Origin of the sequence: Pedobacter gandavensis (assembly GCF_014172405.1) — a bacterium.
Lineage (GTDB): Bacteria > Bacteroidota > Bacteroidia > Sphingobacteriales > Sphingobacteriaceae > Pedobacter > Pedobacter gandavensis.
In genome coordinates this window covers 420035-445167 of sequence record NZ_WNXC01000002.1, presented here as the reverse complement: position 1 = coordinate 445167, position 25133 = coordinate 420035, and the positions used below count along the sequence as shown (strand labels likewise).

General features: G+C 39.1%; 21 protein-coding genes and 2 tRNA genes. 15 read left to right on the top strand and 8 right to left on the bottom strand.

Features of this window, described 5'->3' with window-relative positions; translation table 11 throughout:
* The first annotated feature begins 10 nt into the window (after nucleotides 1-10).
* The 8 genes from GM920_RS09870 (at nucleotide 11) to GM920_RS09835 (ending at nucleotide 8727) form a co-directional block, all read left to right on the top strand.
* Nucleotides 11-2383: an ABC transporter permease gene (locus GM920_RS09870; RefSeq protein WP_182956427.1), complete on the top strand. Its 2373-nt coding sequence runs from the start codon at nucleotides 11-13 to the stop codon at nucleotides 2381-2383.
* Nucleotides 2384-2413: 30 nt separating this feature from the next.
* On the top strand, nucleotides 2414-3211 hold the full coding sequence (locus GM920_RS09865; protein ID WP_182956424.1) for an ABC transporter substrate-binding protein: 798 nt from the start codon (nucleotides 2414-2416) through the stop codon (nucleotides 3209-3211).
* A 184-nt stretch (nucleotides 3212-3395) separates the two neighbouring features.
* A tRNA-Leu gene (locus GM920_RS09860) sits at nucleotides 3396-3477 on the top strand.
* A gap of 332 nt (nucleotides 3478-3809) precedes the next feature.
* A tRNA-Leu gene (locus tag GM920_RS09855) sits at nucleotides 3810-3891 on the top strand.
* A gap of 370 nt (nucleotides 3892-4261) precedes the next feature.
* Nucleotides 4262-5608, top strand: coding sequence for a trigger factor (gene tig / locus GM920_RS09850; RefSeq protein WP_182956421.1), 1347 nt, complete (start codon nucleotides 4262-4264; stop codon nucleotides 5606-5608).
* Nucleotides 5609-5835: 227 nt separating this feature from the next.
* Nucleotides 5836-6546 (top strand): ATP-dependent Clp endopeptidase proteolytic subunit ClpP, encoded by a 711-nt coding sequence (gene clpP, locus GM920_RS09845; RefSeq protein WP_182956418.1) that lies wholly within the window; start codon nucleotides 5836-5838, stop codon nucleotides 6544-6546.
* On the top strand, nucleotides 6530-7771 hold the full coding sequence (gene clpX, locus GM920_RS09840; RefSeq protein WP_182956415.1) for an ATP-dependent Clp protease ATP-binding subunit ClpX: 1242 nt from the start codon (nucleotides 6530-6532) through the stop codon (nucleotides 7769-7771). The genes clpP and clpX overlap by 17 nt, the downstream gene beginning before the upstream one ends.
* A 92-nt stretch (nucleotides 7772-7863) precedes the next feature.
* Nucleotides 7864-8727, top strand: a complete 864-nt coding sequence (locus GM920_RS09835) for an AMP nucleosidase (RefSeq protein ID WP_182956412.1) — start codon at nucleotides 7864-7866, stop codon at nucleotides 8725-8727.
* Here the strand turns inward: GM920_RS09835 and GM920_RS09830 are convergent.
* From GM920_RS09830 to sppA, 5 genes are all read right to left on the bottom strand, one after another.
* On the bottom strand, nucleotides 8724-9227 hold the full coding sequence (locus tag GM920_RS09830; protein WP_182956408.1) for a SixA phosphatase family protein: 504 nt from the start codon (nucleotides 9225-9227) through the stop codon (nucleotides 8724-8726). The genes GM920_RS09835 and GM920_RS09830 overlap by 4 nt on opposite strands.
* Nucleotides 9187-10251: a glycosyltransferase family 9 protein gene (locus GM920_RS09825; protein ID WP_182956405.1), complete on the bottom strand. Its 1065-nt coding sequence runs from the start codon at nucleotides 10249-10251 to the stop codon at nucleotides 9187-9189. The genes GM920_RS09830 and GM920_RS09825 overlap by 41 nt, the downstream gene beginning before the upstream one ends.
* Nucleotides 10252-10254: 3 nt before the next feature.
* Complete coding sequence (locus GM920_RS09820) at nucleotides 10255-10857, bottom strand: DUF4254 domain-containing protein (RefSeq protein WP_182956402.1); 603 nt, start codon at nucleotides 10855-10857, stop codon at nucleotides 10255-10257.
* A gap of 19 nt (nucleotides 10858-10876) precedes the next feature.
* Nucleotides 10877-12553, bottom strand: coding sequence for a DNA polymerase/3'-5' exonuclease PolX (locus GM920_RS09815; protein ID WP_182956399.1), 1677 nt, complete (start codon nucleotides 12551-12553; stop codon nucleotides 10877-10879).
* Nucleotides 12554-12758: 205 nt separating this feature from the next.
* The gene (gene sppA / locus GM920_RS09810) at nucleotides 12759-14534 is read right to left on the bottom strand and encodes a signal peptide peptidase SppA (protein WP_182956396.1); all 1776 of its coding nucleotides are present in this window, start codon (nucleotides 14532-14534) and stop codon (nucleotides 12759-12761) included.
* Nucleotides 14535-14592: 58 nt separating this feature from the next.
* Between sppA and folK the strand changes: the two genes are divergently transcribed.
* Together folK and GM920_RS09800 are read left to right on the top strand one after the other, a co-directional pair.
* A complete protein-coding gene (folK, locus tag GM920_RS09805) occupies nucleotides 14593-15087 on the top strand; it encodes a 2-amino-4-hydroxy-6-hydroxymethyldihydropteridine diphosphokinase (RefSeq protein ID WP_182956393.1) in 495 nt (164 codons plus the stop codon).
* Nucleotides 15088-15104: 17 nt separating this feature from the next.
* Complete coding sequence (locus tag GM920_RS09800; protein ID WP_182956390.1) at nucleotides 15105-15482, top strand: Hpt domain-containing protein; 378 nt, start codon at nucleotides 15105-15107, stop codon at nucleotides 15480-15482.
* On the opposite strand, the gene pssA is transcribed toward GM920_RS09800, so the two are convergent.
* Nucleotides 15466-16182 (bottom strand): CDP-diacylglycerol--serine O-phosphatidyltransferase, encoded by a 717-nt coding sequence (gene pssA / locus GM920_RS09795; RefSeq protein ID WP_182956387.1) that lies wholly within the window; start codon nucleotides 16180-16182, stop codon nucleotides 15466-15468. The two genes, GM920_RS09800 and pssA, sit on opposite strands and share 17 nt — an antisense overlap.
* A gap of 6 nt (nucleotides 16183-16188) precedes the next feature.
* The gene (gene rho, locus GM920_RS09790; RefSeq protein ID WP_182956385.1) at nucleotides 16189-17853 is read right to left on the bottom strand and encodes a transcription termination factor Rho; all 1665 of its coding nucleotides are present in this window, start codon (nucleotides 17851-17853) and stop codon (nucleotides 16189-16191) included.
* A 272-nt stretch (nucleotides 17854-18125) separates the two neighbouring features.
* On the opposite strand from rho, the gene pyrF reads away from it, so the two are divergent.
* Genes pyrF through GM920_RS09770 form a run of 4 tightly spaced genes read left to right on the top strand, consistent with a single transcriptional unit; the run spans nucleotide 18126 to nucleotide 21397 of the window.
* A complete protein-coding gene (gene pyrF, locus GM920_RS09785; RefSeq protein WP_182956382.1) occupies nucleotides 18126-18956 on the top strand; it encodes an orotidine-5'-phosphate decarboxylase in 831 nt (276 codons plus the stop codon).
* A complete protein-coding gene (locus GM920_RS09780; RefSeq protein ID WP_182956380.1) occupies nucleotides 18953-19843 on the top strand; it encodes a DMT family transporter in 891 nt (296 codons plus the stop codon). The genes pyrF and GM920_RS09780 overlap by 4 nt, the downstream gene beginning before the upstream one ends.
* 50 nt (nucleotides 19844-19893) lie before the next feature.
* On the top strand, nucleotides 19894-21174 hold the full coding sequence (locus GM920_RS09775; protein ID WP_182956377.1) for a DUF2851 family protein: 1281 nt from the start codon (nucleotides 19894-19896) through the stop codon (nucleotides 21172-21174).
* A 1-nt stretch (nucleotide 21175) separates the two neighbouring features.
* A complete protein-coding gene (locus GM920_RS09770) occupies nucleotides 21176-21397 on the top strand; it encodes a PspC domain-containing protein (protein WP_182956375.1) in 222 nt (73 codons plus the stop codon).
* Between the two features lie 61 nt (nucleotides 21398-21458).
* Here the strand turns inward: GM920_RS09770 and GM920_RS09765 are convergent, their stop codons facing one another.
* The gene (locus GM920_RS09765; protein WP_182956372.1) at nucleotides 21459-22109 is read right to left on the bottom strand and encodes an ankyrin repeat domain-containing protein; all 651 of its coding nucleotides are present in this window, start codon (nucleotides 22107-22109) and stop codon (nucleotides 21459-21461) included.
* Between the two features lie 319 nt (nucleotides 22110-22428).
* Here GM920_RS09765 and GM920_RS09760 point away from each other — a divergent pair, with 319 nt between their 5' ends.
* Entirely contained in the window at nucleotides 22429-25128 is a 2700-nt protein-coding gene (locus GM920_RS09760) for an FtsK/SpoIIIE family DNA translocase (RefSeq protein ID WP_182956370.1), read from the top strand.
* Nucleotides 25129-25133: the final 5 nt, after the last annotated feature.

Below are 25133 nucleotides of genomic sequence, written 5' to 3'. Positions count from 1 at the left end.
CTAAACTTTGATGTTTAAATTGAACTTTAAAATTGCGCTCAGAAATTTATTAAGAAATAAGACCGCGTCACTGATTAACATTAGTGGATTGGCAATTGGGCTCTCGGCTTGTTTGATGTTGTTATTATACGTGGCCTACGAGTGGAATTATGACCGTGGTTATAAAAATGAGATTTACCATCTGATGGTGAATTTTTCCGATAAAAATAAGCAGGTAGAGAATACTGGAGACCAGGTGCCCAATGTTCTGGCAAAAACTTTAAAACAAGAAATACCGGAGATTGAGCATATTGCCAGAATAGTATGGCCTTCAAAGCGGCTCTTGACAAATGGGGAAAATGCTTTTAAAGTGGAGGGGCGATCTGCCGATGCAGAAATTTTGAAGATCTTTGATTACCAATTTATCAGCGGCAGTCCAGATAAAGCTTTTGATGATCCAAACTCAGTTATCCTAACGGAAAGTGCAGCAAAACGATTGTTTGGAAGTACTGATGTGCTGAACAAGGTATTGAAATATGAAAATCAAGTCGATGTAAAGGTAACCGGGGTGATTAAAGACCATGCGGCCAATACCACGTATCAGTTTGATTGCCTGGTTCCCTGGACATTATATGAAAAACTAGATAATTGGGTGGGTAGACCTAATTGGGGGAATTATGCCTTTTATACTTTGCTGACTTTGAAGAATGACGTAAATGTAGCGCAGTTTAATCAAAAAATCGCCAATTTCATTGACAAACATGAACATAGTGATGTGACCGATCCAACTGTTTTTGCTTATCCATTGGTAAACCTTCATTTATACGGAGATTTTGAAAAGGGACATTCCTCCGGAGGAAAAATTGAGCAAGTACATTTTTTTGTGGCTCTGGCTTTAGGGATTTTGATTATCGCTTGTATCAATTTTATGAATCTGGCTACGGCTAGATCTCAAAAGAGAGCAAAAGAAGTAGGTATAAAAAAGACTATCGGTGCGTCCCGGAAATCGTTGATCTGGCAGTTTTTGTTAGAGTCTCTACTACTCACTTTTGTGAGTGTGATCCTCGCTGTGATATTGGTAGAATTGGCATTACCTAAGTTTAATCATTTGATGGATGTTCAATTGGAACTTAGTTACGGGAATCCAATAGCTTGGTTGGCGGCAATAGCTTTGATCTTGTTGACCGGTATATTGGCGGGTAGTTACCCTGCTTTTTTCCTTTCTTCTTTTAATCCGATACAAACGATGAAAAAGTCTGTAAATGGAACAAAAGGGTTCTCCTTAAACTTCAGACAAGTGTTGGTCGTGATTCAGTTTAGTTTTGCAGTGGTGTTAATTGTTGGAACATTAATCGTTTATCAGCAGTTGCAATACATTAAGAATAAACCATTGGGCTATAATGTAAATTCCTTGCTGGAAATGCCTCATGAGGGAAATCTATATCCGAAATATGACCTGTTAAAGGAACGTCTTTTAGCTTCTGGTGCGGTGACGAGCGTTTGTCAAGCCTCTGGAAGTATTTCTACACCTAATTCAAATGGTTCAGGAATGGAGTGGCCAGGGATGGCAGAAGATGGTAAACGAATGTCTTTTAATCAGATTTATACAGGCTATGATTTTTTTAAAACCAATCAGGTACAACTTCTGGAGGGGCGTGATTTTGATCCTAGAATAGCTTCAGATCATACCGCGGTATTGTTGAGCGAAACTGCAATTAAAACCATGGGTTTGAAAGATCCTGTCGGTCAGGTGATTAAACTTTGGGGTGGAGATCGGGCTATTATTGGTGTGTTTAAAGACATTACCTGGGGAGATCCTGCAAAAAGGAATCTACCCATGCTGATCGGTTTTAACCCACAGAATAGCGATGTGATCATTATGCGAATGAACACTAATAATGCTACAGCGGAAAATATGGAAGTGATTAGTCAGATTACTAAGGAAATTAATCCTCAATTTCCTGTAGACTTGAAATTTGTCGATGGTTTAATTGCCGCTAAATTTCAAAATGAGAAGATCCTAGGCATATTGTCTAATTTGTTCGGCGGACTGGCGATCTTTATTTCTTGTTTGGGCTTATTCGGCTTATCTGCTTTTTCTGCGGAACAGCGTACCAAAGAAATTGGTCTGCGTAAAGTACTAGGTGCCTCTGTAAGTGGGCTTGTGAAATTACTGTCGTTGAATTTTGTGAAAATGGTACTGGTCGCTTTGATTATTGCCATGCCAATTGCTTATCTGTTGATGGAAAAATGGTTGTCAAAATTTGATTACCATGTGGCTATAGGTTGGCCAGTTTTTATATTGACAGCAGTTTTGACATTAATGGTTGCTTTTTTAACGGTTAGTTGGCAAGCTTACAGGGCCGCAAAGACAAATCCAGTAGAAGCGTTGAAATACGAATAAATTTTACGGAATGGCGTGTATCTTTGTAGTATGCAGCGCAGTTTCAAAGATCAGCTTAATCGTACCATAAATATTAACTATCCTCCAAAAAGGATCATTTCTCTGGTTCCATCTCAAACAGAATTATTGTTTGAGTTGGGACTGGATCAAGAAGTGATTGGAATCACCAAATTTTGTATTCACCCGGAAGTAAAGTTCAAGGAAAAGACAAAGATTGGAGGTACAAAGAAATTGAATCTGGAGCTGATCAGGAGTCTGAAACCCGATCTGATTATCGGAAATAAAGAAGAAAATGAACAAGCTCAGGTGGAAGAGCTGATGAGCGAATTCCCGGTTTGGATGAGTGATATTCATGACCTGGATGGAGCAAAGCGAACCATTACCGAAATAGGTGAATTAGTAGATAGACAGCCCGAATCAGCCTACCTTAATCACCTCATTACTGCTGGTTTTAATGACTTGCAAACTTTGGCTCTGCAAAATGGACTTCATAAATCGGTGGCCTATCTGATCTGGAAGGGCCCCTATATGTTTGCTGGAAGAAATACTTTCATCAATCAAATGCTAGCCATGAACGGTCTTAATAATGTAGTCAGAGAAAATCGCTATCCCGAAATGGATTTGAAGGCACTAGCCACTTTGAATCCGGATCTGGTATTTTTATCCTCAGAACCTTATCCCTTTAAAGAAAAACATCTGGAAGAAATCCGACTGGCGCTGCCTGATGCGAAGGTCATGCTGGTAGATGGCGAAATGTTCTCCTGGTATGGCAGTAGACTGGTTAAAGCAGTCCAATACTTGTTCCAGTTGCAAAAGGAATTGTATTAATTTTTCAGTTTAGGGGTTAAATCTATTGATTTTTGCTCTTGTTTAAAGTGTATGAAAAAAAGATTTAAAATTAAATCCTGTAAGATCAATAGGTTAGCTAATGTGCCGCTGAATAATTGAAAAAGAGTTTTTAAGTATAAAAACAATATCTATATTTGCAATCCCGAAAGGGAACATCCTAACTGCGGAAGTGGCGTAATTGGTAGCCGCACCAGACTTAGGATCTGGCGCTTCACGGCGTGGGGGTTCGAGTCCCTTCTTCCGCACAAAAAATTAAAAATCAGCCCCGAAAGGGCTGTTTTTTTTTGTTCCAAAATTTGAGTTGTAATTTCAGTAGGGAGCCCTTGCCAGTTATTCTGTTACGGAAGGCCTTCGTGATCCAGAGGAGCTTGTTGCTTTTGAATTATGATATCTAATCGGTTTAATTATATTTTATTTATAGGTGATTGGTTTTTTTTGAGTGGTAAGTGGTTGATTATTTGAAGGTAAAAGAACTTTGTGCCGATGTTGACCAAAAAACATTCATTTTTATTCAAATTATTTAGGTGTTTTTGAAAAACTATTCTATCTTTGCAATCCCGAAAGGGTAATCCTAACTGCGGAAGTGGCGTAATTGGTAGCCGCACCAGACTTAGGATCTGGCGCTTCACGGCGTGGGGGTTCGAGTCCCTTCTTCCGCACAAAAAAGGTGATAAATTGAAAAATTTATCACCTTTTTTATTTTCTACCATATTTTACGATAACCTAAATTATCCTGATCAGTTCCCGTTGTTGATGCTCAAATAATTGCTGCGCAAAAAAAGCTGAGAATCCTGATCTTAAATTTATTTATTTTGCTGTTTTTTTTTGCCTTTGGAGTGCTGAAATTCAGATACTCAGTAGCGTAATATTTTTAATTATAGGCTTTGAAATCAACAAAAAAGAATATATTTGCGCCCTCGAAAGGGAAATTTGAGCGGTGGGTTGGAGTCAATTCTTCCGCAATAAAAGTTCCTCCGCAACACGGGGGATTTTTTGTATATAGACATTAATAATTATTGATTCAGAAAGATGAACATTACACAGGAAAAAATTAACGACTTAAACGCGGTTGTAAAAATTAAGATTTCACCTGAAGATTATACTGAAAAGGTTGATAAATCTATAAGAGAACAAGCTAAAAAATCAAACCTTCCAGGTTTTCGTAAAGGAATGGTTCCTGTTGCACATATTAAGAAAATGTTCGGCAGAAATATTTTAGTGGAAGAAATCAATACCCTATTGAGCGAAACTTTAAGTAAGCACCTTGCTGATAATAAAGTAGAAGTTCTTGGTCAGCCATTACCAATTATGGATGATACAAAAGAATACAAATGGGATGGTACTGATGAATTCGAGTTTGACTATGAAATCGGTCTTGCACCAGCAGTAGAGGTAAAAATCACAGCTAAAGATAAATTTACTCAATACGTAGTTAAAGCAGATGCTGAAACATTAGCTTCACGTATCAAAAATATCAGAAGAAGCTATGGCAAAATGACAAATCCGGAAGTTTCGGCAGAAGATGACGTCCTTTATGCTGATTTAGCACAACTTTCTGCTGATGGTTCAGTTTTTGAAGGTGGCATCACCAGTACAGGATCTATTCGTTTAGATCAGGTTACTGATAAAAAGATTTTAAAAACCTTAGTTGGTTTGAAAAAAGACGATGTAGTGGAATTAGATGTTCAGAAAGCGTTTGACAACAATGAGGTAATCATTGCTAAATTGTTAAACATTCCTGAAGAAGAAGCTAAAGAAGTGAAATCGAAATTCCAGGTAACGGTTAAAAATGTAAACCGTTTAGAGGAGTCTGATTTAAATCAGGAGTTCTTTGATAAATTATTTGGTGAAGGTGTAGTAACTGATGAGGCTGGTTTTACCGCTAAAATTACGGAAGAAATCGAAGGTATGTTCAAGCAAGATGCAGATCGCAAATTGCAAAATGACATTTACACGAAACTTACTGAAAGCGTGAAAATGGAATTACCTGATGAGTTTTTACGTAAGTGGTTAAAAGCAACTAACGAAAAATTAACTGACGCTGAATTGGCTGAGGGGTATGATGATTTCGCTAAAAACCTGAAATGGACTTTAATTGAAAACAAGTTAATTAAAGACAATAGCATTGAAATTAAATATGAGGACGTATTCCAAACTGCTAAACAACGTTTAGATGCACAGTTCAGAATGTACAGCCCAAGCCCAATGCCAGAAGATCAGTTGGCGCAATATACTGCGACTTTCTTGAAAGAGAAAGACAATGCAAACCGTATTTTTGATGAAGTAAAAGCGATTAAAGTTTTTGAATACATCAAATCGGTAGCTACAATTGAAGACAAAGAGATAGCTTATAATAAATTTATCGAAATGAAGTAATTCAGGGGAAACCCAGATACTTTTAAATAGATATTAGAATAAGGCGGCTTTATTAAGGCCGCCTTATTTATATAAAGAGATTATAGAATTTTACAATACCACAATAATTTACCAATTTAGTTTCATTAATTTGGTAACATTAGAAGGTGACAATTAAATATAAATAGACATACTGATGAAACCTGCGAAGCAAGCTTCATTACAATTAAATATAAATAGACATACTGATGAAAATAGACAAAGACGAATTTAGAAAATACGCTGTTAAACACCATCGTATTAATGGTTTAAACGTGGATCGTTTTATTGGTGCGACCAATAACTCTCCAAAAAGTATGACTCCTTATATTATTGAAGAGCGTCAGCTTAACGTGGCACAAATGGATGTTTTTTCACGTTTAATGATGGATCGTATCATATTTTTAGGTGATGCAATCTATGATGGTAACGCGAACATTATACAAGCACAATTACTGTTTTTACAGTCTACCGATAACAATAGAGATATTCAGATTTATATCAATTCACCAGGCGGTTCTGTATATGCAGGATTAGGTATTTATGATACAATGCAATACATCACACCAGATGTGGCTACAATCTGTACCGGTATGGCTGCTTCTATGGGCGCTGTATTATTAGTCGCAGGAGCTAAAGGGAAACGTGCAGCATTGCCACACTCACGTGTGATGATCCACCAACCATCAGGCGGTGCTCAAGGTGTAGCTTCAGATATGGAGATCAACCTGAGAGAAATGTTGAAATTGAAAAAAGAATTATATGATATCATTTCTAACCACTCCGGACAATCTTACGAATGGGTAGAAAAAGCTTCAGACCGTGATTACTGGATGAAAGCTGATGAAGCCAAAGGCTTTGGAATGATTGATGAAGTGCTGGGAGCGAATAACAAAGAAAAAAATGGCGAAACAAAATAAAGAATCCCGTTGCTCTTTTTGTGGATCAAGTAAGCAAGATACTTTAATGCTTATTGAAGGTCTTGATGCCTACATTTGCGATAAATGTGTGACTCAAGCCAATCAGTTACTGGCTCAGGAGCTAGGTAGCAAAAAAGGGAAACCAATGGATACCTCGATTACCTTATTGAAACCAATGGAAATCAAAGCACACATTGACCAATACGTAATTGGTCAGGATGATGCTAAGAAAGTACTTTCTGTAGCGGTGTATAACCACTATAAGAGATTGGGGCAAACGGTAGATCAGGCAGATGAGGTGGAGATTGAGAAATCAAACATCATGTTGGTAGGGGAAACCGGTACCGGAAAAACCTTATTAGCGAAAACCATCGCGAAGATCTTACACGTTCCTTTCTGTATTTGTGATGCTACGGTTTTGACCGAGGCAGGATACGTAGGGGAGGATGTGGAAAGTATCTTAACCCGTTTATTGCAAGCTGCAGATTATGATGTAGCTTCAGCTGAACGCGGTATCGTTTATATCGATGAGGTAGATAAAGTGGCGCGTAAAAGCGATAACCCTTCTATCACTAGAGATGTATCGGGAGAAGGCGTGCAACAGGCTTTATTGAAGATCTTAGAGGGGACAATTGTAAATGTTCCACCTCAGGGCGGACGTAAACATCCGGATCAGAAAATGATTCCTGTAAATACCAATAATATTCTGTTTATCTGTGGTGGTGCTTTCGATGGTATTGAACGTAAAATCGCAAACAGATTGCGTACACAGGCGGTAGGTTATAAAGTGAAAAAGGATGATGAAGAATTAGACTTGAATAACCTTTATAAATACATTACCCCTCAGGATTTAAAATCTTTCGGTTTGATTCCTGAACTAATTGGTCGTGTACCGGTATTGACACACTTGAATCCTTTAGATAAAGCAGCATTACGTAACATCCTGACTGAACCTAAGAATTCTTTGTTCCGTCAGTACGTGAAATTGTTTGAATTTGAAGGTGTAAAGTTGACTTTTGAAGATGATGTTTTAGATTTCATCGTCGATAAAGCAATGGAATATAAACTTGGTGCAAGGGGCTTACGCTCCATTTGCGAGGCAATTATGCTCGACGCCATGTTTGACATTCCTTCCGACCCTAGCATTAAGGAGTTGAGTATTACACTCCACTATGCCCAGGAGAAATTCGAAAAGGCTGATTTTAAAAAGCTGAAAGCTGCTTAAATAATTTAATCCCCGTTTTACGGGGATTTTTTTTAACTTGTTATTTTAGGAGCAATAAAAAATACTATACAACTATACTAGAAAAGAGCGCTATGAATGAAGAATTAGAAATAAACAAAGACGGAGAAGAAGGAAAAAAAGGAAAGAAAAATAAAGAGGTAGAAACTCCTGTGAAATCGGGTTTGAAATCTAAAGGGGATATTGTTAAAAACTGGCTTCCAAGATATACCGGAAGGGCATTGGAAGATTTTGGGCAGTATATTTTGTTGACGAATTTCAGTAAATACGTGCAAATGTTTTCTGAATGGCATGATGGTGCGCCTATTATGGGGCTCGATAAGCCAATGCAAAGTGTAACAGCAGATGGCATCACGATCATCAATTTCGGAATGGGCAGCCCGATGGCAGCCACAATGCTGGACTTACTAACTGCTATTGCGCCTAAAGCAGTGCTGTTTTTAGGGAAATGCGGTGGCTTGAAAAAGAAAAACCAATTGGGTGATTTGATCTTACCAATTGCTGCAATCAGAGGAGAAGGAACATCTAACGATTACCTGCCTGCTGAAGTACCTGCACTACCAGCCTTCGCCCTGCAAAAAGCAATCTCTACGACCATTCGTGATCATTCCAGAGATTATTGGACTGGAACTTGTTATACCACCAACCGCAGGGTTTGGGAGCATGATAAAGCCTTTAAAAAGTATTTGAAGACCTTACGTGCCATGGCAGTAGATATGGAAACGGCTACGATTTTTACGACCGGATTTGCCAATAAAATTCCTACCGGAGCATTGTTACTGGTTTCTGATCAGCCAATGATTCCTGAAGGTGTGAAAACTGCAGAAAGCGACACTTCGGTAACCAGCAATTATGTGGATACGCACTTAAGAATAGGAATTGATTCCTTAAAACAGTTGATTAATAATGGGTTGACAGTTAAACACTTGCATTTTTAGTCCTCATCAGCGCTTTTAGGGAAATCAAAAGCTAATAAATTACCCGTATGGTGGCTTATCTGTTCCCATTTTTCAAATGGAAACTCCATAAGCACTGTACCACAAGTCGGGATATTATAGATGTTCGCATTACTCAGGTAATTCGCGAATTCTGTAAGTCCCGGATTGTGACCAAATAAAGCCACACTATTGTGTTTGTCTGAGAGTTTATTTACCGTACTCAATAAGGCCATTACATTGGCTTCATAAATGGAACTTTCTTCCTGAATCTGGCCCAATGGTTTGTTCCATACTTCTGCAAAATTCCTTGCAGTGGTTAGGGCTCGGATAGCCGGACTACTGACCAAGAGTTGAGGAACAAGGTCTTTCTTTAATATTCTACCCGCCATTTCCGGCGCATTTCTAAGCCCGCGGGCATTTAATGGTCTCTCAAAATCAGAAATATGGCTATTTCCCCAATCAGATTTTCCGTGTCGTATCAATAGAAGTTGTTTGCCCATGAATTAGTTTATTTAAAACACTATTTATAACAGTTGATTCAGTCAAATTGTTCATGCAGGCGAAATCACCGCGGTAGCAAGGAATATTCCCATAAACCGAGCAGGGGCGACAATACAAATCGATTTGTACAGCGTCATTTATCGACTGCCCATAACCTAAAAAGCCAGCGTAAGGATGGGTTGCACCCCAAACAGAGACTACCGGGATGTTTTTCAAAGAAGCAAGATGCATCCCCGAAGAATCCATGCTGAGCATCACATCCAGGTTTGAAATGAAATCCAATTCTTCTTCCAGTTTGATTTTTCTAACCAGAGCCGTGATATTTTTGTGTTTCGCAGCCCAGCTATTGGCAGTTGCTTCTTCTTCCGCTGATCCACCAAAGATAAACAGGTGATGTCCTAGTTCTGCCAGTTCAATGACTACCTTTTCCATTTTGTGCAAAGGATAAACCTTTTGTAAATGTTGAGCAAAAGGGCTTACGCCAATCCATTTTTGTGTTTTCTCTGGAAATAAAATGTTGTTAAGTGGGGCTGGACTGGGTTCTTTTAACGTGTTGGAAAGCGGAAATGGAAAACCCAGTTTGCCGAATACTTTAGCGTAACGGGCAACCGTTAATTCCAAAGGAACCAGGACTTTATCAGCTTTACGCGTTAATGCTGCTTTCTCTTTTCTTCCTTTATCCACGGATACCGATTTGATCCCTTTTAACATAAAAAGAAAACAAAGAATTTTACTCCTCAGGTTACTGTGCAGATCTGCAATTGCGGTGATGTCCTGCTTACTCAATTCCCGGAAAAGCTTTAAAAGGCCGAAAAAGCCTTTATGCGTTCCTTTTGGATCAAAGGGCTGAAAGCTGAGACGTTCCACCTCATTAAAAAAAGGTTTAAAGAATGGTCGGCTTACGACAAGTAGCTGATGTGTGGGGTAGTGTGCTGTGAATTCTTTTAGAATGGGGGCAGTCATAGCGACATCCCCCATTGCTGAGAAACGGATTACTAAGATTTTAGCAGTTTCTTTTGGCATTAATTACTTGTTGTTATAAAGCACAGGGTTCATGCTCGGATCATTATACATTTTCATTTGCTTATAAACTTTCATGTATTTTGCGCCACTTTCAATATCAGCGATCAATTCATCTAAACTAGATGAAAGATCAGTCCTTTGGCTTAACAAAATATTAAGCTTTGTGGTACAGCTGATTTTATGTTCTTCAGAAGCATCGGTACGAAGTGTTTCTTCGTTCATATGATAAATCTTTAAGGCAAGGATTGATAACCTGTCGATTACCCATGCTGGACTTTCAGAATTGATCTTTGCATTTGCTGCTGGTGTGATGTTTTTATATTCTTCCAGAAAGTAGCTGTCGATGTATTCTACTACGTCTGTACGTTCCTGATTAGAAGCATCAATGCGACGTTTCCATTGCAAAGCCACTACCGGATCAATTTCCGGATTACGGATTACATCTTCCATGTGCCATTGGGCAGTATCGATCCAGCATTTCATGTATAACAAATGCGCTAGTGTACCAATAGCGTATGGATTTTCAATAGGTTGATCTATATTGTTGTGAACGTGATAATCATTGATCACGTCCTGAAATATTTTATTACAAAGCTGACTAATCATGGCTCAAAGGTAAGGATAACTATTTTTTATTGTTGAAGTATTCTGAGATATCTTGGAGCGTCATGGCGTTTAAACACTGTTTTGCTTCTAATCCACCTTTTCTACCAATCAGTACTCCATAATGCATGTCGTAAAAACCTTCCATTCTGTGTGCATCTGGATTGATAGCTAATAATACCCCCTTTTCCAGTGCATAGCGATGCCAGCGCCAATCTAAATCTAAACGTAAAGGGTTGGCATTGATCTCAATCACTACTTTATTTGCTGCACAAGCGTCGATCACTTTTGCGTAATCTATTGGATAACCTTTTCTGCTCAATAGTAGTCTGCCAGTAGGGTGTCCTAAAATCGTTGTGTAAGGGTTCTCTATCGCTTTAATCAGTCTGGCTGTGGCCTTCTCTTCATCCATTCTCAAATTGCTGTGTACAGAGGCTACCACAAAGTCGAATGTTTTCAAAATATCATCACTATAGTCTAAAGAACCATCGTTTAAGATGTCACTTTCAATGCCTTTAAAAATTTTGAAAGGGGCAAGTTTAGCATTTAAAGCGTCAATTTCCTGGTGTTGGGCATATAAACGTTGCTCGTTTAATCCGTTGGCATAAAATGCTGACTTTGAGTGGTCGCAAATTCCGAAGTATTCCATTTTCAGGTTGTCCTTACAGTAAGTGGCCATTTGTTCTAATGTATGTACACCGTCGCTCCAGGTGGAGTGGTTGTGTAAACTTCCTTTCAGGTCTTGGTAAGTGATTAGGGTCGGCAGTTTATTTTCTTTAGCCAGCGCTACTTCATTTAATCCTTCTCTAAGTTCCGGTGCTACAAATGACAATCCTGCGGCTTTATAAATGGCTTCTTCTGTTTCAAAAGGACCGTTTCCAGCTATCGAAAGTACTTCTTTAACATGTTGTTCATTCCCGGTCAGCTCAAACCATTTTTGATAGAAATCAGCTTTCGGGCAGATATGTAGTTGTATTTTTAATCCAGATAGCGTCGTAGCATAATAGATGCCATCGGCTTGTGCTTCAAAATTAAGGGTCTCAAAAGAGCCAATTTTCTCCTGAACTTCTTCAGGGGCTGTGGCACCAATCAGGAATGGAACGTATTCAATGATTTCCATGCATCGTCTGTATTCACCGGCAATGCCTAATAATGGTACTCCTGAAATCTGGTTTAACCAAAGCGCAAGGTCTGCAAATAGCTTGTTTACGGTGCTTTCTGCATGGGCATAGAGGAATTTACCCAAGCCGGCCATTCTGAATTCAATGATCTTTTTAATCTCTTCCTGAGTTTTTAATCCGAAACCTTTAGCTTCAATCAATCGGTTTTCATTGCAGGCATAATAAAGTTCGCCGATGTTTTCAATACCAAGGTCTTTCCAAATCACTAAGATTTTTTTTGGTCCGATTCCCTTGATGCCTAACATCTCGACAATACCTTCCGGTGTTTTTTCAAGAATATCTTGTAAATCGGTTATGGTACCTGTTTCCAGAAGTTCCCAGACTTTCGCAGAAATGCTCTTTCCAAGTCCGTCAATCTGTGCGATCTCTTCCAAAGTTTTGCCTTGAATTGCAAAAGGAAGTTTATCAACTTTTAAACCAGCATTGGCTACCGATTTGATTTTAAAAGGGTTCTCATTGTGTAGTTCCATCAATTGAGAAAGCAGTCGCAAGTTGCGTGAAATGGTCTTATTTTCCATGGGGATGCTAAATTAAATAAAAAGCCCCGATTTTCCGATTAAACTAACAATGTGAAGACTTTCTTGCTTTATAATGATCACAATTGTATGACTGAAGTCCTAAAAGTTTGCAAAAAAAAGAGGTCTGAATTTAAGCCTCCTATTTGGTAGCTTAAATTCAGACCTTTTAAACACGGTCAATTTTAACCTGATTGCCTTATCCCGATTAGTTTACGGTGATTTCAAATGGCATTCTGGCTTGTATACCAGATTTTGAGATGGCAGTTTTAATCTGCTGATAAATCAGGTAATTGGCACCAAATTCCTGTTTGGCATAATAGGTTTTTATTTTATCGGTAGAGTTTTCCAATAAGGCTTTGATCGGATCGATCATTTCTGGATATTCTACGATTCTATAGTCAGTGATTTTTGCCTTTTTAGCGGCAGCTTTAATGGCATCTTCGAAGCTACCAGTTCTGTCTGCCAAGCCAATTTTTACCGCATCGGTACCTATCCATACGCGTCCACCTGCAATGCCATCTATATAAGCTTTACTTTTCTTACGTCCATCTGCTACACGGGTAATAAAACTATCGTACACATGATTTACTCCATTCTGAACGATTAGTCTTTCACCAGCAGTCATAGGACGGACAGTACTCATGATATCTGCATATTGGCCGGTTTTCACACCGTCAAATGTAATTCCAAGCTCTGTGTTTAATAACTTCTGGAAGTTAGGAATGATTCCGAACACGCCAATTGAACCGGTAATGGTATTGGGTTGTACGAAGATAGAATCGGCAGCACAAGCGATATAATATCCACCAGATGCAGCGACATTACCAAAAGAAGCGATTACTGGCTTCACCTTTTTGCTCAGCACTACTTCTCTCCAGATCACATCCGAAGCAAGGGCACTACCTCCTGGTGAGTTTACTCTTAAAACAATGGCTTTAATGCTCGTGTCGGTTCTGGCTTTTCTGATTGCTCTTGAAATTCTTTCCGATCCGATCTGATCATTGCTACCTTCTCCGCCCATGATATCACCATTCGCATAGATTACGGCGATTTTTGTTCTATTGGTATTCCCTTTACTTCCCAGAATGACATTTTTTGCATAGTCATTGATCGTGACAGTGGTTAGATTACTGTTTTTACTGGTTCCGCTAAGCGATTTTAACTCATCAAGAATTTCATCCTTATACTTTAATCCATCTACCATTTTATACTTTTCAGCATCTTTTGGCTCTTGAATTTTATAATCGTTGGCAATCTGGAAAAGACTGTCTTTAGAAATGTTTCTGCTTTTTGATATGTCACCAAGGAAGGTGTCATATAACCCGTTTACATAAGCGGTTACTTGCTCACGATTTTTATCACTCATTTTGGTGTCAATGAATGGCTCTACTGCACTTTTATAAGTACCTACACGGATAATTTGTGCTTCAATGCCTAGCTTATCCAGCGCTCCTTTAAAAAAGGCTGTTTGTGAACTCAATCCTTTGAATTCTAATGCGCCTTGTGGATTTAAATATATTTTATCCGCCACTGAGGCTAAGTAATAAGCACCTTGTGTATAGACTTCACTATAGGCTATGATTTTCTTTTTACTGGTTTTAAAGTCGATCAGCGCTTCTCTAATTTCCCTCATATTGGCATAACCAGCATTTGGGGAAGAAACATTCAGGTAAATACATTTGATATTATCGTCATACTTAGCTGACTTAAGGGCTTTGATGACGTCCGTAAAACCGATACTTTTCTTTCCTTCTGAACCCACAATAGGTAAGTCGGATAGGGGATCGCTATAAGTACGTTCGGTAATGGCCTGATCCAGGTTAAGGTAGAGAACAGAATTATTATCGACAATCACCGATTTATCTTCACCGATAGAAGAGATAATACCTATGATAATTGCGATGAACAAGATGAAGAACACCCCTATCGATAAAATAACTCCTACAACAGTTGCAAAAACATACTTAAAAAATTCTTTCATTTGCTGGTTAAATATTTAATTTGTAAATAAAGGTAGAAAAAATGCCTGATGGTTTTATATGGAGTTGGACAGTAAAAGTGTTTATTTGTTACTTGGGAGTAACTTAGGGGATAGAGAAGAGCTACTCAATGATGCCGTTTTGCAGATTGGAAATAAGGTGGGAGAGGTGTTTGCCCAGTCGTCACTTTATGAGACTGCAGCTTGGGGGAAAACCGATCAGCCTTCCTTTATAAATATGGCCCTGGGGCTGAAAACCAAGCTAAGCCCGTTGGAAGTTTTGAACGCTGTATTGGCTATTGAAGCGGAATTAGGAAGGGTGAGGAAGGAGAAGTGGGGAGCTCGCCTGATTGATATTGATGTGATGTTTTACGCGGATGAAATTGTAGATATGGGAGCAGAACTCCAAATTCCGCATCCACAAATGCAGTATCGAAATTTCGTATTAGTTCCCTTAGCAGAGATTGCAGGAGGGTTAATTCATCCGGTTATTGGTAAACGTGTATCAGAAATATTAGCTATATTAGAGGATAATTTAACTGTAACAAAAATTTAATTTATTAGATTTGTTTGATGATCGATCCAAATAAGAACAACGAACCACTTGACTTGACCTATCTAAAAGATATGTCTGGGGATAGCGCCGAATTTATCATAGAAATGTTAGACCTTTTTAAGTCACAAACGCCTGCGTATGTGGCAGATCTGGGGAAGGCGATAGCGGATGAGGATTGGCCAAGAGCTTCAAGCTGCGCACATAAAATCAAACCCACCTTTGCTTATGTAGGACGCGAGGATGCAAAAGATCATATGCAGATGATGGAAAGAAATGCCAGGGAATTGAATAATATTGCAGAATTGCCATTGGCATTTGACGAGCTTTGCGATTTCGCCACAGTCTTATACAGACAATTGGATGAAGCTAAAGCCGATCTTAAGAAACGGCTTTAACTTTTGTCGTTCTATTCTCAATGATGGATAGAACGATATACAATACTAAAATAAGTGGGATCGCCACAAATTTAAAGATCACCAATAACAAGATAGAAGCGATAATAAGGGTATACCTGAAAGTGTTTTCAGAGAAGCCGAAGCTTTTAAATTTTAAAGCGATCAGGGTAATCTCACTAACCAATAAATAGCATGCCAGGGGAATAAAAGCCAGGTATAACAGTACGGTTGTGGTAGAACTGTCGAAATAAAACACATCACTTTCATAGATAAAAGGTACGGATGCGATCACTGCGGAGATGGCCGGAGTAGGTACACCTATAAATTTATCAGTTTGCCTGGTATCCAGGTTGAACTTTGCTAGCCTGTAAGCAGAAAATACCGCTACAAAAAAAGCTAAGTAAGAAAGGATAGGGAAGGCTTCATATCCGAAAAATGACTTTGGTGCCATGTGGAATAGGATCACGGATGGCAATACGCCAAAGCTCACCATATCTGCTAAAGAATCCAGTTCTTTACCCATTGGCCCGCTCACTTTTAACAGGCGTGCGGCAAAACCATCAAAAAAATCGATGAACAGGGAGATCAGGATACACAATGCAGCCGATCTTAGGTCCTGGTTAAATGCGAAAACAATGCCAATACATCCGGTAAACAAGTTCGCGGAGGTAATGGCATTGGGTATTTGTTTTATGATCATTTCCAATTAGCTATTCATAGAAATCAAAAACTCTTCATTGGTTTTCGTATTTCTGATTTGCTGTTGTACAAACTCCATGGCTTCCTGAGCATTCATGTCTGCCAGGTGATTACGTAAGATCCATACACGTTGTAAAGTGTCTCTATCGTGTAGTAAATCGTCTCTACGTGTACTTGATGCCGTGATGTCAATTGCAGGGAAGATACGTTTGTTAGATAATTTACGATCCAACTGTAATTCCATGTTACCGGTACCTTTAAATTCTTCAAAGATTACCTCGTCCATTTTCGAACCGGTATCTGTTAAAGCAGTAGCAAGGATGGTCAATGAACCACCTCTTTCAATGTTACGTGCAGCACCGAAGAAACGTTTAGGTTTGTGTAATGCATTGGCATCCACACCACCGGAAAGGATTTTTCCTGAAGCAGGAGCAGTCGTGTTGTAAGCTCTGGCCAATCTGGTGATTGAATCCAATAAGATCACCACATCATGACCACATTCTACCAGACGTTTTGCTTTTTCTAAAACAATGTTGGCAATTTTAACGTGTCTTTCTGCAGGCTCATCAAAAGTAGAAGCAATTACTTCCGCTCTTACGCTTCTTGCCATGTCCGTAACCTCTTCTGGGCGTTCATCGATCAATAAAATGATCAGGTAAACTTCCGGGTGGTTTTTAGCAATCGCATTTGCAACTTCTTTCAGTAAATTGGTTTTACCGGTTTTTGGTTGCGCTACAATCAGACCACGTTGTCCTTTACCAATTGGAGTAAATAAGTCGATGATTCTGGTTGAGTAGTTATTACTTTCTGTGAACAGATTTAATCTTTCTGTAGGGAATAGTGGTGTCAGGTAATCGAAAGGAACACGGTCCCTTACATCAGCAGGTAAACGTCCGTTGATGGTTTCTACCCTTACCAATGGGAAATATTTCTCGCCTTCCTTTGGAGGACGGATACTTCCTTTTACCGTATCACCAGTTTTCAAACCAAATAATTTGATCTGAGATTGAGATACATAAATATCATCCGGAGAAGATAGGTAATTGTAATCCGCAGATCTTAAGAAGCCATAACCATCAGGCATAATCTCTAATACACCTTCGTTGGTGATGGTATTGTCGAAATCCAGGTTAGAATAACTGTTTTCGCTTTGTTTCTGATTGGCGTGTTGGTTAGGTGCTTTCTGTGGCCTATTGTCTTCTCTTACCGGGCGTTGTTTTTTAACTTCCGTTTGAGGGGTTGCTGCCGTTTCAGTTTTTACTTCCGCAGTAACTGGTGTAGAAGCTTGTTCTGTAGCAGTTTCTGGAGCGTTAGTGATTTTCTCTTCTGCTACTACCGGGGCCGGAGCCTGAACCTGAGCCGGCTCATTGTCAAATAATGCAGCCCTGTTAAAGTTATTGTTCTTGCTTTCTTCTTCCTCTTTAGGCGTTATTCTGATCCTTTTTCTGGTAGATTTTTCAGCAGAGCTGTCTTTTACAGCTTTTACCTTTGGCGCTTTTGCAGGTACATCACTTTCAACAGATGCAACAGTTGGTTGTTGCTCCGTTATTTGGGAGATGATTTCAACCAGTTCAGCTTTACGCAACTCATCGGCATTTAGGATACCTTGAGTTTTAGCTATCTCCCGCAATTCAGCGGTGAGCTTTTCATTTAATTCTGTTTTGTTAAACATTATATGGGTGTAGAGAATATTTTAAATAAAAGTGTTTATCCAATTGAACAGAGCAAAAAATGCATTTATAAAAGATGGTATGGAACAATATTTTATGGGATTTTCTGGAATGATCAGATAAACTATAGAGAATTATGCCACAATTGTATGTATTTGTAAATTAATCTCCAAGAAAAACTTTCAAATGTTTATAAAAATTACATTGAAAAGTTTAAAAACACGACTGAAATCAGTACTAAATTTGGCATCTTTGCACTCAAAATTACGCATAGATGAATAAAAAACAGCTATTTGAGCAGATCCAGATAAAAAAATCTTTTTTGTGTGTTGGCCTTGATCCGGTATTAGAAAATATCCCTCCGCACCTTCTAAAATACGAAAATCCGGTTTTAGAATTCAATAAGCAGATTATTGATGCCACCAAAGATTTGTGCGTGGCTTATAAACCGAACACTGCTTTTTATGAGTGTATGGGATTGAAAGGTTGGGAGACATTGATTAAAACCTGGCAATATATGCCCGAAGATATTTTCAGTATCGCAGATGCGAAAAGAGGAGATATTGGCAATACTTCTGCGATGTATGCGGATGCTTTTTTTAATGAGGCAAAGTCGGATATGAGTTTTGACTCCGTTACCGTTGCCCCATATATGGGTAAAGATTCGGTTAGCCCATTCTTAAATTACAAAGATAAATGGGTGATTTTGTTAGCACTAACTTCAAATGCCGGTCATAGTGACTTTCAATTGCACAAAACTCCAGAAGGAAAATTATACGAAGAAGTGATTCGCATCTCTTCTCAATGGGCAGATAGCGAACAAATGATGTATGTAGTTGGTGCAACCAGAGGTCTGGAGTTTCAAAACATCAGGAGACTGGCACCAGATAATTTCTTATTGGTTCCAGGTGTTGGTGCACAAGGTGGAAGTTTAGCCGATGTCTGCGAGTTTGGTTTAAATAAAGAATGTGGGCTATTGGTAAATTCTTCCAGAGGAATTATTTATGCAAGTAAAGGCGAGGATTTTGCCGAACGTGCAAGGGAAGAGGCGTTGAAATTGCAGCAGGAAATGGAAGCAATTCTGTTGGCAGCTAAATTGATATGACCCAAAAAACAGATTTAAAGCTTATTGGAGCGTTATTGGTAGTCGCCATTGTTTGGGGGACTACCTATCTCAGTATTCGTGTAGCCGTTGAAACGATTCCTGCCTGGTTTGTAGCTGCAATGCGGCAAACTATGGCTTCTTTGATCCTAATGGTGATTTTAAGCTATAGAAAAGAATTGGCCTGGAAGGGTTGGGCCTACCTTAGAAGGCAAATTATGCTTTCTACTTTAATGGTAGTGATGGCGAATGGCATGGTAACCGTTGCTGAAGAAACAATTCCGAGCGGATTAACTTCCCTGCTGAATTCCCTGAATCCACTCGTTGTATTTTTGGCTTGTGTAGCGGTGGGCTTACAAAAACCTAGTTGGAAGGGTTTTTTAGGTGTGGTCATCGCTTTTCTTGGCGTCGTTTTCATCTTTAGAGATGGAATTAGTGAACTGCTCGATCCAAATTATAAAACGGGGATCATGTTTCTTTGCTTTGCGATTAGCGGCTGGACAATTGGAACCATCTATACCAAGAAAAATAGCCATAAATCTGATCATATCTTACTGGATTTGTTTTACCAGTTTGCATTTTCTGCAATTGCTCAGTTTGCCCTGGCTTTTCTTTTTTCAGGTCCAACCTCAGTTAGTAATTGGAGCTTTCATAGCTTGATGGCAGTAGCCTATCTGGCCATTTTCGGATCCGTATTTACCTTTTTCTGTTACCATTACGCACTGAAAAGGGTTTCTCCAACAGAAGTTTCCATCCTGACCTATTTCAATACTGTGATTGCCCTGTTTCTCGGCTGGCTGATTTTAGACGAGGTGATTACTGTAGATATCATCATCGCAACGATCTTGATTATTGCAGGGGTGTTTATTACGAATTACAGAAGAAAATAATTTAATGTTATATGATGACAATTTAACGCTTTATAGTTAAGTTAGACTTCGTGAGATTCCCCGAAAGTTTTCTTCATTTTATTTGGCAATTCCGACTGTTCAAGGCATTAAATCTCTTCTGTACCACAGGGGAGCCGCTTGTTATATTGGCAGTAGGAATGGCCAATAAGCATGCGGGACCGGATTTTAGTCAAGCCAAACTTAGTATCGGTGAACGTACCTGGATTGGAGATGTTGAAATTCACCTGAAGTCCTCCGACTGGTTTTCTCATGGTCATCAAGATGACCCTGGCTATGTCGCAGTGATCTTGCATGTGGTCTATGAACATGATCAACCGATTTATCGGAAGGATGGCAGCGAGATCCCTGTATTGATTCTGAAAGACTTATTCCCTGAAGGTCTTTTAACAAATTTTGAGGGTTTAGTCAATTCCATTCATACCTTTCCTTGTGAAAAACTTATTCATGGTATTGACCCAATCCTCGTGAACGGGGTGTTATCTCGGATGATGATAGAACGCCTGGCGCAAAAATCAGACTTGGTGTTTGATCAGCTTGCTAAAGTGAATGGAGACTGGGAAAGCACGTTTTATCATTTTCTAGCCAAGAGCTTTGGCTTCAAGGTGAATGAGATTCCTTTTGAGTTTTTAGCTGCTTCTTTGCCATTGGCAGTGATTAGAAAGCATTTGGACCATCCTTTGCAGGTAGAAGCATTGGTATTTGGACAAGCCGGTTTTTTATTTGGCACCTTCAAAGATGCTTATCCCCAGAAATTGAAAAGGGAATATCGTTTCTTGCAAAAGAAGTATGGGTTGATACCCATCGGTGTAGGAGCATGGAAGTTTCTAAGAATGCGTCCGCAAAATTTCCCAACGCTTAGACTGGCTCAGTTTTGCGCTTTACTATTGAAATCAGATCGTTTATTTTCAAAAGTGTTGGAAATTGAGCATTTACCAGAATTACAGCAAATGCTAAAAAATCTTCCAGTAAATCCTTATTGGAAGACACATTATCATTTTCAAAAAGAAGCAAAAAAAGTAGAGATCCAGCTGGGATCAGGTTCCGTTTTTCACTTGATTATTAACGCGATTTGTCTTTTTATATCCGCTTATGGTAAATATTCTGATCAGCCAGATTTGATAAATCGTGGCTTGCAATTATTAGAAAAGATCCCTGCTGAAAACAACGTGATTACCAAATCTTACCAGCAAGCAGGAGTCAGTATTGATAACGCATTTTTCTCACAGGCCTTGCTTCAAATTAATAAATACTATTGCGTTCAGAAAAAATGCTTAAATTGTGGTATCGGAATCAAGATATTAAACCAATAACATGTTCCAACGTATCATTACCTTTTTTGAAAAGCAAAGTTTTGGGGTCTGTACTTATCTTGCTGAAAGGCTAAATATGTCGATCAGTAAAATCAGACTGTTTTTCATTTACGCTTCTTTTTTGGCAGTTGGTTTTCCGATTATTTTTTACATCCTTGCAGCATTGGTATTAGATGTTAGACATTATGTGAAAAAGATCAGGTTAAGAATCTGGGATGTTTGATCCTCCTGTACTATCGAAAATCGTTCCCTCATTTCCAAACCTTCAAAGATTCCCTGAATACTTAAACCTTCAGAATAGCAGCAATTTCTGGAAATCCTTTCTCCTCAGCAAGATCTGTTGGTAATTTACCACCTTCCATTCTGATGTCTAAAGCGGCACCATGTTCCAGTAACAAGATGATAATTTCTATGTTTCCAATTTGTGCTGCAGCATGTAATGCGGTTAATCCAGCTTGTTGTTTAGCATTAACATCAGCCCCTGCTTCTAAAAGCATTTTGGTAATGGCAAAACTTTTCGCGGCAACAGCAGAGTGGATAGGAAAAACATTAAATCCATTACTCGCAGGGATATTAGCATCAGCACCTTTGAATAGTAACAACCTGATGATTTCCTCATGGCCGAAATAGGCCGCTAATCCTAAAGCTGTGAAACCGTCTTTTGAAGTGGAGTTCAAGAGCTCTGGTTGTTGCGTCAGTAAATCATCTGTTTCTTTAAATTTTCCTAATGCGCAAGCCTCAAAGAGGGAGATGTTTTTTGCAAACCCAGCGATTATTCCTGCTGTTGCCGGTTTTTTATAATAACAAGCGAGTAATAATGGAGATATTCCATGACTGGTTTCTTGGCTGGTCAGTTCCGGATGCTTATTCAGCAAATCTGAAATCTCTTGTTTTTTGTCTGTTTCTATTAGCGTTTCGAGCTGAGAGATGTCCATTGATAGATTTATAATCTTAAAATACGGGAATAAATTAACAAATTTTAAATGACAACAGGATAAAAAAAATCCCGCCAGATAAAAATATCCGACGGGATTAACCTTAAAACAAAACTTATCTCTAATTAAAACTCAATTGCTACAAGTATGACTATGATGCTGTTATAAGGTTTAATTGCGGTATAAAATCTGCTGATTTTTATTGTTTAAATAGCTTAGATTTTTTATTTAAGAACTATCGCTTTAAATGTATTTATAATAACTTAGTACATACAAGGATATGTTTTATATTTGTTGTGTATAATATTAGTCACGAAAAATGTCGGTAAGGGGAAATCAATTCAGGTCCAATTCGTTTAAAAATGAATCTGGCGATAAGCAAAGCTCGAAGTCTACAGCGTCCAGACCATCTACAGAAAGATTTAACATCATGCCTCGCCTGGATTTCCAGAATGGTAGGTTGTTTAAGATCATAGGGTTAGTGTTTGTGGTCTTGTCTTTATATTTTCTTATTGCCTTTACTTCGTACCTTTTTACCTGGCAGGAAGATCACAGTTATGTGATCGATGCAAATGGCGGATGGGGTAATCTTTTTAAAACAACGGAAGAGCTTCAACAAGTAAATATCAATCCGGTAGTGTCTAACTGGCTCGGTAAAATTGGCGCTTTATTGGCCCATCAGTTTATTTATGAATGGTTCGGTCTAGCTTCTTTCTTATTCATTTTTGTATTCTTTGTAATTGGATACCGCCTGCTCTTCAAGGTGAAAATATTTTCTATCGAAAAAACACTGGCTTATAGCCTATTCTTTTTATTGTTCATCTCACTCACCCTGGGCTTCGCTCATTCTTTTATCAGCGATGCACCTCATTTCCTAGAAGGTGAATTTGGCTATTGGACCAATAAACTACTGGCCGCTCAGATCGGAAAGGCCGGTGTAGCGGGATTGATTGGCTTTTTAGGCTTATCCATCTTAATTATTGCTTATAATATCGATTTTAAATTACCAGAACGTAAAAAGCCGGAAGCCATTATTCCTGATCTTCAAGAAGAGGAAGAAGCCGGAACTGAAAATGAAATGCGCTCAGAGCCGGTAGAATTCACCTTAAATGATCGCCTGGCAAGAGATAAAAAGAGAGAACAGAACGTCGGAATTTCCCCTTCTACCAGGTTTGAAGAACGCGAAGAAAGAGAATTAGAAAGAGATCCTATTCCAGATTATCGAGCTGGGAATTCCCCGGTAGTGACTCCAATGGCAAATATTCAACTGGAAACAACGCCTTTACCGCCAGTGCTACCACCAATCATCCCAGTAGCAGCACCGATCGTTTCAGCAGCTCCGGTAATTTCGGCAGCAGCTGAAATGCCAATGGAAATTATACCTGCTCAAGAACCTGAGCCGGAACCAGAATTAGAACTAGAGCCGGAACAAGAGCCAGAATTGGAATTGGTAATTGAAAAGTCGGAAGAAGAGAAAACATCTGATGAGCTGGTCAAACAGTTTGGAAATTATGACCCTACTTTAGACCTTGCCAGTTATAAGTACCCTGGACTTGATTTATTAGAGAATTATGGCTCCAATAAGATATCTGTTAACGCGGATGAATTAGAAGCGAATAAAAATAAAATTGTCAATACGCTGCTTCATTACAATATTGAAATTGATAAGATTAAAGCAACGATTGGTCCAACGGTAACTTTATATGAGATTATCCCGGCTCCAGGTGTAAGGATTTCCAAAATCAAGAATCTGGAAGATGATATTGCTTTAAGTTTAGCCGCTTTGGGAATCAGGATTATTGCACCAATGCCAGGAAAAGGTACAATCGGTATTGAGGTGCCTAATTTGCATCCGGAAATGGTGTCTATGAGAAGTATCCTGATGACAGAGAAGTTCCAGAATACCACAATGGAGCTGCCAATTGCAATGGGTAAAACCATTTCCAATGAGGTTTATATTGGTGATTTAGCCAAAATGCCTCACTTATTGGTGGCAGGGGCTACCGGTCAGGGTAAATCGGTTGGGATCAACTCTATTTTGGTTTCCCTGCTTTACAAGAAACATCCTTCACAACTTAAGTTTGTATTGGTCGATCCTAAAAAGGTGGAGTTGACCTTGTTTAATAAAATTGAGCGTCACTTCCTGGCTAAACTTCCTGGAGAAGCAGATGCGATTATCACCGACACAAAGAAGGTGATTAATACCCTGAATTCGCTTTGTATTGAAATGGATCAACGTTATGATTTGTTAAAAGATGCACAGGTAAGAAACTTGAAAGAGTACAATGAGAAGTTTATCAAAAGAAAATTAAATCCGAATAACTCCCACCGTTTCCTTCCTTATATCGTATTGATCGTGGATGAGTTTGCAGATTTAATGATGACCGCTGGTAAAGAGGTAGAAGCACCGATCGCCCGTTTGGCGCAATTGGCGCGTGCGATAGGTATTCACCTGGTTTTAGCCACGCAACGTCCTTCGGTAAACATTATCACAGGTACAATTAAAGCGAATTTCCCTGCCCGACTGGCCTTCAGGGTATTGTCGAAAATTGATTCCAGGACAATTCTTGACAGCGGCGGAGCTGATCAGTTGATTGGTAGAGGAGATATGTTATTGTCTACCGGTAATGACCTGATTCGTTTGCAGTGTGCTTTCGTAGATACACCTGAAGTAGATCGGATCTCTGAGTTTATTGGAAACCAAAGAGGTTATCCGGAGGCTTATCAGCTGCCTGAATACGTGGATGAAGCTGCCGAATCAGCTAAATTGGACTTCGATCCGAAAGACCGTGACTCGATGTTTGAAGACGCTGCTCGTTTAATTGTAATGCACCAGCAAGGTTCCACTTCACTGATTCAAAGGAAGTTGAAGTTGGGTTATAACAGGGCAGGTAGAATCATTGATCAGTTGGAAGCAACAGGCGTAGTAGGACCTTTTGAAGGGAGTAAAGCTAGAGAGGTGCTGATTCCTGACGATTATGCTTTGGAACAGTTCTTGAATGACCTGAAGAACAACTAACCCGA